Raw genomic sequence first — 11,980 nt, forward strand, 5'->3', positions numbered from 1 at the left:
TCAGCGCGGACGAGGCAGCTCCGTCAGGGCGTCCCGGGGCGCCGACAGCCGTTGCCGCGCCCACGCCCGCACGTCTTCTTCGTGCGTGAACAGAATCACCTGCGTTTCCGCCCCTACCGCCTGCAGGGTTTCCAGCACGGTCTGCTTGCGCTCGACGTCGCACGCGGCCACCACATCGTCGAGGATCAGCGGGCAGACCTCCCCCGGCGCGACGAGATGGCGCGAGAGGGCGAGCCGCAGCAGCAGGTAGATCTGCTCGGCGGCGCCGTGCGAAAGGAGCGCGGCGCGCCGCCAGGGGCCGTGGCCGTTCCGGACGTCGACCTGCAGGGATTCCGGATCGACCTTGCAGTCGGTGTAGCGCCCGCCGGTGACCCGCGGCAGCCACTCGAGGGCGGTAGCGCGGAGCACGGGCGCCACGTTGCGGTGCACGCGCTCCTCGGCGCGCTCGAGGAACTCGATGGTCCTGGCCAGCGTCCGGTCGAGCTTTTCGACCCGCCCCAGCTCGCTTCGTGCGGCAGCCAGCTCGTCCTCCGCATCCGCCATGTTGGGCACGTCCCCGGCGAGCTGCTCGATCCGGCCGCGGGCGGTATGGCAGGCGTCGCGCGCCCTGCGGGCCTCGTGCTCCGCGGCTTCGAGCCGGTCCGGCGCCGCGCCGCGCGCCGCCTGGAGCGCGCTCGGGTCCACCGGCTCGGCCAGCGCAACGGCCTCGTCACGCAGGCGTCCGGCTTCGGCCCGGAGCTCCCCGAGCAGCCGTCGCCCTTCCGCCGCCGCTGCCGCCGCCCGCCGCTTCGAGAGCCACCACCACGCCAGATAGCCGAGACCCGGGGCGCCGGTGAGAAGGCCCGGCAGGCTGAAATCGGTCAGGGCCAGTGCGACGCCGGCCGCCACCGCGGCCGCGGCGACGTACGGCGCCGCGGCGTGGACTACGGCCGCGGTCCGCGGCCCTGACCCCGCAGCGGCGGAACGGGGAGGTCCGGCGGGGAACAGGGCCGGGAGCTCCGCCGCGTGGCCCGCCCGGCGCTCGGCGTCTTCCGCGGCCTCTGCCGCGCGCGCCGCCCGCAGCGCCGCCGCCTCCTCCTCGAGTGCTTGCGCTTCCCGTGCGAGTTGCTCTACATCGCGTCGGCGAGCGAGATAGTGCGCCTGGGCTTCCCGTGCCCGTTCCAGGGCCGACAGCGCGGCGTCCACCCGTTCGCGGGAAGTCCGCAGCGGCTTCTTCGGAGCGTGCTCGGACCCCACCTGTTCCTTGCGGTACGTGGCGAGCAGCTCCAGGGCCCGTGCGGCGGTCTCGTCTGCGCCGGCCGTTGCCGCGGCGCGCTGCAAATCCTCCTGGAGCGCGCCGGCGTCATTGAGCAGCCCGAGGATTTGCGCCTGCCGGACGCAGGCCACGCCGAGGAAGGACCGGCGGTTGAGTCCGAGCCACCGTGATCCGTCCGGTGCGCCCTCGTACGTGATCCGGCCCGCGTAGTCGCGCCCGGCCAGGTCGGCGTCGACGGCGCTGGAGTTGACCCGGTTGGCGAGGTCGTGATGCAGCTCGACGCGGTGGCCGTCCTCGAGCGCCACCACGGCCGAGACCGCCCATTCGCCGTTGCCGTCCCAGGGCCGGTGGCGGTCCCGGAAACGCTTGTCCTCCGCGCTCAGCCCACCCTTGCGTCGCCGCATGCCGCAGAGCCCGGCGTAGAGTGCTGCGTGCCACGTCGATTTGCCCGCCTCGTTCGTCCCATAGACCACGTTCAGGCCCGGTGCCAGGGTCAGGGTGTCGTCGTCGAACGGCCCGAAGGGGTGCGCGCGAACCGATTCGAACCGCATCGGTCAGAGGGTCTCCAGGTCCGTCCGGCCTTCGAGCGCCCGCAGGCCGGCCGCCAGCACACGCCGCGCCTCGTCGTCCGGCAGCCCGGCCTCGAGCACGTCCCGTACGAACTGGCCGCGTACCGTCTCTTCCCGGACTATCTCCTCGGTGTCGTAGCCTGCGTGCATGGCGGAGAAGCGGACCTGGACGGCATCGAAGGACCGGAGCAGCACCTGGCGCAGATCCTCCTCGCGGAGGTCGACCTCGGGATGCAGCTCACCTTCCACCGTCAGCCGCGCGACGCCGCGCCGGCCGTCCGCAACCCGTCCCAGGCGATCGCGTACCGCCTGCTGCGAAGTGCAGCCGGTGATGCCGAGCAACAGGTCGTGCGCGGCCGTCGCTGCGACGAGGCGCCGCTCTCGTGTCACCGAACCGTCCGCGCCGATGGTGGCCACCACCGCGCCGCGTTCGCCATCCTCCCCGAACGCCAGCGGATCCGGATTCCCGGGGTAGGTGTGGCGCGCCGCGTCCCGCGGCCGGTGGTAGTGGCCGAGGAACGCATGCTGCAGGCCGGCGCGCTCGATGTCCCGCGCGTCGAACGGGGCGTGCGGCAGCTTCTCGCTGCCTTGCTCGGCGAGTCCTGTCCGCTCCGCGGCATGGCAGAGGGCCACATGCACGCCGGGTCCCTCCGCCAGGAATCCCTCGAAGAAGTTGCCCGTGTTCGCCGGAGCGCAGTGGGCGGCGCCCCACAGGGTCAGGCCGTTGCCGAGGTCCACGGGTTCCAGGCGCGGCTCGCGGAAGACATGGACGTTGGGGCTCCAGTCAACGAGCGCGTAGAGACTGTCCGGACCGTACCAGTCGTGATTGCCCGGCGCGATGTAGACGGGGCAAGGGGCGAGATGGGCGAATGCAGCCTGGAGAAATCGGGCGGTGTCGGGGGTCGCCCGGTCGTGCTCGTAGAGATCGCCGCCGCAGAAGAGCGCGCCGGCCTCGATGTCGGCCGCCAACTCCGCGATGCGCTTCAGCGAGTCGCGCAGCGACTGCCGGCGCTGTCTTGCCGCGGCTCCATCGGCTCCCGCCCACGCGAACCCGGAGTCGAGATGGAGGTCGGCGAAGTGAACGATCTTCACGCGCGACACCCGGTTGGAAAGCGCGTCCCGGCCACCGGCGGTTCTACGGCTCCTCGGCCGGCTCCACCGGTTCGATTCGGAGCAGGGCTCCATCGTCCGCGTCGGTCAGCACGTAGAGCAGGCCGTCCGGGCTCTGCCGCACGTCGCGAATCCGCTGCCGGAGCTCGGTCAGGAGCCACTCCCGGGCCAACTCCTCGTCGTTCTCGTTGAACACGATACGTTCCAGGTGTCCGGTGCCCGGGATTCGGCCGGTCTGCATCGATCCGACGAACAGGTTGCCCTTCCAGGCCGGAAAACGGTCGCCCGTGTACCAGGCGAGTCCCGACGGGGCGATGGACGGCACCCAGAAGACCAGGGGCTCGTCCATGCCGGGCGCCCAGAACCCGTCGCCGACGGGGACGCCGGTGTACTGCCGTCCGTAGGACACGACGGGCCACCCGTAGTTCCTGCCGGCCTCGATCAGGTTCAGCTCGTCGCCGCCCTGCACGCCGTGCTCGACCGTCATGGGCGCGAACGTCTCCGGATGCAGCGTCAGGCCGTTCTGGTTCCGGTGCCCCAGCGAGTAGATCTCCGGCTTGAAGCCCGGCCGGCCGGCGAACGGGTTGTCGTCGGGGACGGCGCCATCGTCCCGCAGCCGCAACAGCTTGCCGGCGTGCGTGCGCGGATCCTGCGCCCGCGAATCGAGAGGATCGGTGCGGAAGGCGCCGCCGACGGTCAGATACAGCAGGCCGCCGGGCGCGAACGCCATGCGGGCTCCCGCGGTGGTTCCGCCGAACGGTTCGGCGACGAACACGTCCTCTACGTCGCGCAGCGCCATGCCGTCGAGACGTCCGCGGACGACGGCGACGGTGCCGGTTTCGCCCGGCAAGGGCCGCGTGTAGCTGAGATAGACGAGCCGGTTCTCGTCGAACCCGGGATGCAGGGCCACGTCCATCAGGCCGGCCAGTCCCCGGGACAAGACTTCCGGCACGCCTTCGAGCGGCTCCGGGTCGAGCACGCCGTCCCGAATCATTCGCAGGCGTCCGGCGTCGCGCTCGGTGATCAGGATGCCGCCGTCGGGCAGAAACGCCATGCTCCACGGATGGGACAGTCCCCTGGCCACGACGACCACGCGGACCTCGGCGATGGCGTGCGTGTTGAGCACGAGCGGCTCGTCCGGCAGGGGGACGGCAGGGAGCCCCGGAGGCTCTTCTGTCTGGTCCTGCTGCATCGCGGCGCCGGCCGGCGCGACGAGCAGCAGTGCGCCGGCCAGCGCGATGCAGGGGGCGAGGCGACGGCAGGCGGTCGGTGTGCTGTACATGATGGCGACCTCCAGGCGGCTTGACAGACCCGCGGCTCATTCTACCGAAGCCGTCGTTGCTGCGCGGGTTCGGCTCGATCGTGCAAGCGCGGCTGCTACGCAGGCGCGAGGCGGTATGTTGCCGGCATTCGGCAGTCGATATCCGGCCTTGCCAGCAGGTAGAGTGAGCAGATGATGACGATGAACGACTGTCGGCTCCCGGCCGGGGTCGTGGCCAGCATGACGCTTGCCAGTGTCCTCGGCGCCTGCCAGGCTCCCGCTCCGGGAGTGGACCCCGCGGCGCACGACGCGGCGGCTGGTTCGGCAGGAACCGCCGAGCCGGTGGACCCGCCGGCGAGCTTCATCGGAACCTGGAGGCTGGCGCGGGTTGAACGCTACGACCAGACCGGGGCGCCGCTTTCCCACCTCATGCATCCGACGATCGGCCTGGCGCCGACGCTCGGGTTCGTGATGTTCGACGGCGAGCGGATGGCGATGGTCATGCAGGAGGAAGTCGACCCGGCGGGCGCGGACAGTGGGTCCGCGTCCGACGACGTGCTGGACGCTGTCGAGCGCTACACCTCGTACTTCGGTCCCTACGTGGTCGACGAGGCGCGAGGCTTCGTGTCGCAGCGGATCGCGGGCAGTCTCAACCCGCGCCTGACCGGCGGCCGGCTCGAGCCGTTCTACGAGTTCGACGCCGACCAGCTCGTGCTGTTGCCCGGGCGGCAGTGTCCGGACTCGTACGTCACGGATCGCGGATGCGCCTACGGCACCACCGGCATCGAGTTGCGCAACGTCTGGGAGCGGCTCCCGCCGACGGCGGACAGCGATGACGAAACGAGGCCGTTCCTCGGGTTCTGGGAGATCGACCGGATCGAGCGGCGGACCGTCGACGGTACGGCGTTGCCGACCGGGCAGTTCGCCGCCGGCTACCTCATCTACATGCCCTCCGGCTACATGGCGGTGCATCTGATGCGACCCGATCGACGGCCCTACGAGGGGCCCCGGCCGACGGTGCTGGAGGCCCACGCCGCGATGGAGAGCTACGCCAGCTACTTCGGTCCCTTCAGCGTCGACGCCGGGGAGGGGGTCGTCGTGCACCATCGCGCGGGCCATCTCGATCCGGCCGGCATCGGCGTCGAGGCGCCCCGCGCCTTCGAGTTCCGCGACGGCCAGCTCATCCTCCGGCCGCCGGTCGCGACGATCGACGGGCGGGAGGTGCAGACCAGCGTTTTCTGGAACCGGCTCGGCACGCTCGATCCCGAAGCGGGACAGGATCGGTGACGGTGGCGGAGACCTGCCGTGCGTGACGGTTCCCTGAGCGATTGGTGGGACGGGACCGCCTGCCATACAATGCGGTCCGACACGCACCGGGCGGGGTCCGCGCTCGCGCGGAGCCGGCTGCGGTGCCGACTTCCGGGAATCTTCCACAGGGGGATCGTGATGCGTACATTGGTACTCGCTCTCATCATCGGCTTCAGCTTCCTCGGCGTGGCCAACGCCGGCCAGGATGATCCGCCGGCGCCGTGCGGCCCGGCCGCCCAGTTGCCGGCCGAGCTGTCCAACAACGTGGGCGCCGACGCGCGCTGCTTCGAGATTCGCATGTACACGGCCCGTCCGCCCGTGGACGGCAACGGCGGCATCGACGAGCTGCACCAGCGGTTCCGCGACGGCGAGGTCGCCATCTTCGAGAAGCACGGCGCCGAGATCATCGCCGTGTGGCAGAACCTCGACAATCCGAACCGGCTGGTCTGGATGCTGGCCTATCGCGATCGCGCCCACCGGGAAGAGGTCTGGGCCGCGTTCCGCGACGATCCGGAGTGGGACGCGCTCCTCGCGAAGTACCCCGCGCCGCTCGAGGGGATCGAGGTCTTCATGCTGAGCTCCAGCGACTACTCCAAACTCAAGTAGTTCGAAGTCGAGCGCTGTTCCCGCGAAACGGGACGATACGTTGCGATACGGGCCGTCGTGGGCGCCACGGCGGCCCGTTCGCCGTTTCGGGAACCCTCTTCAACCTGGGTTACCCGTTCATTCGAGCTTGCCCGGTCAACGGGCTTGGCCGGCAACGGAACCTCCGCCCCGTCTGCCTCCTGCTGCGTTCAACCCGGCCCAGGTTCCATGACCAGGATCGCCGCGTCGCATGTCTCGCTGCTCGCCGTGCTCATGGTCCTGCTCGGGGAGTGCCCGGTCGCTGCCGACGACGTCCAGTCCTGGACGGAGGTCGAGGTCGGCGTCCTGGCGTCCGACCGGATCGATTGGACCGTCGGCGGCGTCGCCCGCATCCGGGATTCTCTGGGGAGCGTGTACGACCGACGAGCCCGGACCGACGTGGAGTTCACGCTGAGCGACCTGGCAAGCGTGACGCTCGGCTACATCCTGCTGAACCGGACACCGGCCGGCCTCGGCTCCGGCCACGCCTGGGATCACCGCCTGCACGCCGGACTGTCGTATCCGCTGCTGCGGCGGGGCGTCCGGGTAGAGGGCACCACGCTCTACGAGCGCCATGTCGGCAGGCGGGACAGCGGCGACTTCAACCGCTACCGCCAGCAGGTGGAGATCGAGCGCCCGAGCGCGCGCGTGTCGCCATGGCTCTACCAGTCGCTGGCCTTCGAGCGCCAGGGCTTCGTGCGGTCACGGTCTCGGGCCGGGGTTCGCTGGCGTCTCGGGTCCGGGCACTCCTTCATAGGCGCCTACCAGTTCGAACGGCGCAGGTCCGGCGCGACCTGGCGGCCGCGGCACGCCGTCCTGTCGGAGTGGAGTCTCGATCTGGCCGCGAGACGGACCTCCGTTCGCTAGTGGGAAACGGGGTGACCGTTATCGCCCCACCGCCGCGCGCTCCTCGTTGGTCGGAGGCCGCGATCCGACCCCGATGCTGACGAACATGCGGACGCCTTGCTCGTATCGCTCCGAGAGATTGGCGATACCGTTGATGCCGGCGGGCAGGCCGAACTCCCGGGCCGCGTCGATCACGGTGTCGAGACCGGCGTCGACCGCCGCCTGGTCGCCGGCGTACGAGACGCTCATGTCGCCGGATCCGGCCCAGAGGATCGCGCCGATGTTGCGCTCGCTGAGCGCCCGCGCGATGGCGCGCACGTTCTCAACGCCGGTTCGGTTCTCGATGATGAAGATCGGAATGAGACTCCCGGCCGGGTCGAGCTGCCAGATATCGGCCCGCTGCCGATACTCGCCGCCCGACAGGCCCCAGTAGCGGGCGGCTATCGCCGGGCTGGATCCCCGGATGCCGACAGGCTCGAGGTCCTCGACGCCGGGCGCCTGCGGATACCGCATCGACCGCACGGCGTGCAGCACCTGGTCGACGGTTTCCGTGTGCGGGAAGACCAGTCCGTGCACGCCGGTGTCGAGAACGTTCTTGGCGACCCACTCGTTCATCTCGCGCGAGTTGACCGGCATGCGCACGAAGACGGTCTTCGTCGCCGTAAGGCCTTCCTCGGCGATGACGCGGCGGTCGAGCAGCCATTGCAGGTACCTGGTCAGTCGCGGGATGTCGAAGGGGGTGTGCTCGAGGTCGTAGACGACGAAATCGAATGCCCGGTCGGCGGCATGGCCGACGGCGGATTCGCGGTCGCTGCCGATGCCCAGATAGTTGACGAACTGTCCGAAGATCGGCTTTTCCGCGTCGAGCAGCGGAAGCACGTTGTTCACCGGAACCTGCTGGCCGAGAACCGTGGGGCCGGCCAGGGTGCCGGCGGCGAGGAAGAGAACGACGGCGCTGAGAAATCTGCCTGATTGCATGAAACCTGCTCCTCGGGGTCGGCGGTCGGGGTGCCGAGAGGGTAGGCTATGTGAACCACTCGATGACGTGCAACGCGGTGACTTGGCAGCCCGGGCGAACTGCTGGAGGTTCCCATGATCGTCGACACCAACCGGCGCCGGTTCCTGCAGACGCTCGCGGTCGGCGGCGTCGTCCACCCGATCCTGTCCGGCCGTGCCGCCGGGGTGCAGTCGCACCCTGGCCAAGGGGCGGAGGCGCTCTGGGAGGAGGTGCGCCGGCAGTTCGCGTTCCGGGACGAACGCGTGCCGATGAATGCCGCCAACCTGTGTCCGTCGCCGCGCGTGGTGGCCGATCGGGTGCGCGAGCTGACGCGTGATATCGACGTCGACTGCTCGTTCCCCAACCGCGCGAAGTTCGGTCCGCTGCTCGAGAAGTCGCGCGAAGCCGTGGCCGCGCAGCTCGGGGTCACCGCGGACGAGATCGCGCTCGTGCGCAACACGAGCGAGGCGAACAACGTCGTCAACGCGGGCGTTCCGCTCGACGCCGGAGACGAAGTGGTGGTGTGGGATCAGAATCACCCGACCAACAACGTCGCCTGGGAGGTGCGCGCGGCCCGCTACGGGCTCGCCGTGAAGAAGGTGACGACGCCGGTCGCGCCGTCGGGCGTGGACGAGTTGGTCGGCGTGTTCGAGCGCGCGCTGACCCCGCGGACTCGGGTTCTCGCTCTGACGCACGTCTCCAACGTGAGCGGCCTGCGGCTCCCGGTGCGCGAGCTGTGCGAAATGGCTCACCGGCGCGGGATTCACGTGCACGTCGACGGGGCGCAGAGCTGGGGTGCGCTCGACGTCGATCTGCGTGATCTCGGCTGCGACTCGTTCACCGGCAGCGCGCACAAGTGGTTCATGGGGCCGAAAGAGGTCGGGCTGCTCTATGTCCGCGCGGATCGAGTGGAGGAGATCTGGCCGAGCATCGTCGCTCCGAGCTGGGGCGGCGCCGTGGAGCCCCGGACGAAGGGCGCGCGGAAGTTCGAGTCGCTGGGGCAGCGCGACGACGCGGCGCTGGCCGCGGTCGGCACCACGGTGGCGTTCCATGACCGGCTCGGGATGAAGCGCGTCGAGGCGCGCGTGGTCGAGCTGGCGACCATGCTCAAGGCCGGGCTCGATGACGCCGGTTTCGAGCTGGTGACGCCATTGGAGCCGGCGCTGAGCGGTGGCGTCGCCATCGCGCTGGTGGACTCGGCGCGACGCGGCGCGTTCGTGGACGCGTTGTACGAGCGCCACGGCATCGCCTGCGCCGCCACCGGCGGCCTGCGCATCTGCCCGCACGTCTACAACACCGCCGAGCACGTGGCCCGCGCGGTTTCCGGCGCTCGGGCGTTGCGCGAGGAGCGCTTCTAGGGAGCACCGCCAAGTCGCTGGCTGGGTCTTTCTCCGACGCTCCGGGAGGCGCAGGGAACGGACCACCGGGCTGTTAGGCTTGACGCGTGGAGCGTGAGGAGTTGCTCGACCTGCTGCGCGCCCTGGAGGGACGAATAGGATGGCTGTCGAGCGTTTCCGATCTATCGAAGAGATGAACGCGGCGCGGGTACGGACCGGGTCGGACGACGGATTCGAGCGGTTCATACGTCACTGTGCGCGGTACCGGTCCATGGCGCCGCACGTGCGTCCGCGCGGCGTGTTCAGGTTCCGGAGCCTGGAGGAGGCGCAACGCGCCCGCCGGTCCCGCCATTCTGCGTCCGTGCGATCCGACCAGGACGCCGAGGCGACCGACTGAGCGCGACGAACCACCTCCGTATAATCTTGCAGTCGAATCCGTTCGAGGGAGTGAGGTCCATGCGCAAGCTGAGAATCATCGGTAGCGTCGGGGCGGTCGCCATGTTGGCGGCCGGGATGTTGGCTAGCGTTCTGGTCGGGGGCGCGTACGCCGACGAGATCGAGGTGAACGTGCTGTCGGGTCGTCCGGACACGGTGAGCGGCGGCGACGCGCTGCTGCAGATCGACGTCCCGGCGGACCTGACGTTGTCCGACGTTCGCGTGGCGGTCAATGGAACCGATGCGACCGGGACGTTTCGCGCCGATGCCGACCTGCACCGGCTGGTGGGCATCGTCGACGGGCTGTCGCACGGAGCCAACGAGGTGTCGGTGACCGTGGCTGGCGACGACGCCGCGGCGGCGCTGGAGCTCGTCAACCATCCGGTCGAGGGCCCGGTTTTGTCCGGACCGCACGAGCAGCCGTTCGTCTGCGAGACCGATGCGTTCGAGTTGCCGTCGGGCGAGACGCTGGGTGTCCCGTTGGACGAGAACTGCTCGGTCGCGCGCCGTGTGGACTACGCCTACCGCGCGGCGGACGGCACGCTGATGCCGCTGGCCGATCCGGACGCGCTGCCCGCGGACGCGACTACGGCGACGACGCTGACCGGCGCCGAGGTGCCCTACGTCGTCCGCGTCGAGACCGGCACCATCAACCGCGCCGTCTACCAGATCGCGATGCTGCACGCGCCGGGCGCCGGGGATCCGGGCCTGGACGCGTGGACCGCGTCGCCGGGCTGGAACCGCCGCCTCATTTATACGTTCGGCGGTGGCTGCGTGAACGGCTGGTACCGCCAGGGGGCGAGCACCGGCGGCGTCACCGACGACGTCATGCTGCGCCAGGGCTACGCGGTGGCGTCGGCGAGCCTGAACGTCTACGGGAACAACTGCAACGACCTGCTGGCCGCCGAGACGATGATGATGGTGAAGGAGCGGTTCATCGAGGCCTACGGCCCGCCGCGCTACACCATCGGCTGGGGCTGCTCCGGCGGCTCGTATCAGAACCATCAGATCGCCGACAACTATCCCGGCCTGCTCGACGGCATCATCCCGGGCTGCAGCTTCCCGGACGTCGGCTTCGGAACCGTACCGATGGTCACCGACGCGCGGCTGCTGGATCGGTACTTCCGGGAGACGTCCGTGCCGTTCACCGAGGAGCAGAAACGGGCCGTCGCCGGGTTCCTGAACCTCGCGACGATGCCGAACGTGTCAGTCAACGCCGGCCGGGTCCAGGTGGGCGAGTTCTGCCCCGACGTGTTGCCGGAGGAACTCCGCTATCACCCGACCGACAACCCGGAGGGCGCCCGCTGCGACGTCTACAGCCACTACGTGAACGTCTACGGCCGGGACGCCGAGACGGGCTTTGCGCGGCGGCCGCTCGACAACGTCGGCGTGCAGTACGGGCTTGGAGCGCTCGAGGACGGCGACATTACGACGGCGCAGTTTCTCGATCTGAACCGGCACATCGGTGGCTTCGACCAGGACGGCGGCTTCCAGGCGGAACGGACCGTTGCGGACCCGGAGGCCGTGCGCCTGGCCTACGAGACGGGACGGCTGACCAGCGGCGGCGGCGGACTGTCCGACACGCCGATCATCGACTACCGCGCCTACAGCGACGATCGCGAAAACGGCGACGTGCACGTCCGCTACCACTCGTTCTCGATGCGCGAGCGTCTGCGCAAGGCCAACGGGCGCACCGACAACCACGTGATGCTGACCGAGGACGACCGCTACGGCCTCTACAGCAGCAGCAGCCCGGTGCTGCGCGGCGCGCTGGCGCAGATGGACCGGTGGCTGGCGAATCTCGAGGCGGGGGACAAGGACGGCTCGCGGATCGACGCGGTGGCAGGGGCCAGGCCGGCCGAGCTGGTCGACGCCTGCTGGACGCGGGAGGACGATTCGACCCGTATCGTCGAGGAGCAGGTGCGCGGCAGCGGTCGCTGCGAGGATCTGTATCCGTCGGCGCCGGCGCCGCGGGAGGTGGCCGGGGCGCCGCTCGCCAGCGACGTCATCAAGTGCGAGCTGAAGCCGATCGACCTGGGCGACTATGGCGCGACGTTCACGGCGGAGCAGGAGGCGGAGTTGCGCGAGATCTTCGACGCCGGCGTCTGCGACTGGACGCAGCCGGGGGTCGGCCAGACCGGCCTGCAGGGAACCTGGTTGAAGTACTGACGGGGACCCGATACCCGCATCCGTTGTCTGCGTCGCTGCAACGGCGCAGACGCCGGGTGTGGATCGGTT

General features: G+C 70.1%; 9 protein-coding genes. 5 read left to right on the forward strand and 4 right to left on the reverse strand.

The window, feature by feature from the left end; all coding sequences use genetic code 11:
- The 3 genes from F4X11_00445 to F4X11_00455 are packed head-to-tail and all read right to left on the reverse strand — an operon-like array spanning position 1 to position 4,216.
- The gene (locus F4X11_00445) at positions 1 to 1,806 is read right to left on the reverse strand and encodes an AAA family ATPase (protein ID MYN63495.1); all 1,806 of its coding nucleotides are present in this window, start codon (positions 1,804 to 1,806) and stop codon (positions 1 to 3) included.
- A 3-nt stretch (positions 1,807 to 1,809) separates the two neighbouring features.
- Entirely contained in the window at positions 1,810 to 3,009 is a 1,200-nt protein-coding gene (locus F4X11_00450; GenBank protein MYN63496.1) for a metallophosphoesterase, read from the reverse strand.
- Positions 2,960 to 4,216 carry a PQQ-dependent sugar dehydrogenase gene (locus F4X11_00455; protein ID MYN63497.1) on the reverse strand — a complete coding sequence of 419 codons (1,257 nt, stop codon included), beginning with the start codon at positions 4,214 to 4,216 and terminating at the stop codon, positions 2,960 to 2,962. The genes F4X11_00450 and F4X11_00455 overlap by 50 nt, the downstream gene beginning before the upstream one ends.
- Positions 4,217 to 4,387: 171 nt before the next feature.
- Here F4X11_00455 and F4X11_00460 point away from each other — a divergent pair, with 171 nt between their 5' ends.
- The 3 genes from F4X11_00460 to F4X11_00470 all read left to right on the forward strand — a co-directional run bounded on the left by F4X11_00460 (position 4,388) and on the right by F4X11_00470 (position 6,994).
- Positions 4,388 to 5,482 (forward strand): lipocalin-like domain-containing protein, encoded by a 1,095-nt coding sequence (locus F4X11_00460; protein MYN63498.1) that lies wholly within the window; start codon positions 4,388 to 4,390, stop codon positions 5,480 to 5,482.
- A gap of 18 nt (positions 5,483 to 5,500) precedes the next feature.
- Positions 5,501 to 6,109, forward strand: a complete 609-nt coding sequence (locus F4X11_00465; GenBank protein MYN63499.1) for an NIPSNAP family protein — start codon at positions 5,501 to 5,503, stop codon at positions 6,107 to 6,109.
- Positions 6,110 to 6,316: 207 nt separating this feature from the next.
- On the forward strand, positions 6,317 to 6,994 hold the full coding sequence (locus tag F4X11_00470; protein MYN63500.1) for a DUF2490 domain-containing protein: 678 nt from the start codon (positions 6,317 to 6,319) through the stop codon (positions 6,992 to 6,994).
- 18 nt (positions 6,995 to 7,012) lie between these two features.
- Here the strand turns inward: F4X11_00470 and F4X11_00475 are convergent, their stop codons facing one another.
- Positions 7,013 to 7,951, reverse strand: coding sequence for a hypothetical protein (locus tag F4X11_00475; protein MYN63501.1), 939 nt, complete (start codon positions 7,949 to 7,951; stop codon positions 7,013 to 7,015).
- Between the two features lie 114 nt (positions 7,952 to 8,065).
- Here F4X11_00475 and F4X11_00480 point away from each other — a divergent pair, with 114 nt between their 5' ends.
- Both F4X11_00480 and F4X11_00485 read left to right on the forward strand, forming a co-directional pair.
- Complete coding sequence (locus F4X11_00480) at positions 8,066 to 9,328, forward strand: aminotransferase class V-fold PLP-dependent enzyme (GenBank protein ID MYN63502.1); 1,263 nt, start codon at positions 8,066 to 8,068, stop codon at positions 9,326 to 9,328.
- Between the two features lie 492 nt (positions 9,329 to 9,820).
- Positions 9,821 to 11,911 (forward strand): hypothetical protein, encoded by a 2,091-nt coding sequence (locus tag F4X11_00485; GenBank protein ID MYN63503.1) that lies wholly within the window; start codon positions 9,821 to 9,823, stop codon positions 11,909 to 11,911.
- The last annotated feature ends 69 nt before the right edge of the window (positions 11,912 to 11,980 follow it).

Source organism: Acidobacteriota bacterium (genome assembly GCA_009861545.1).
Taxonomy (GTDB): Bacteria; Acidobacteriota; Vicinamibacteria; order Vicinamibacterales; family UBA8438; genus WTFV01.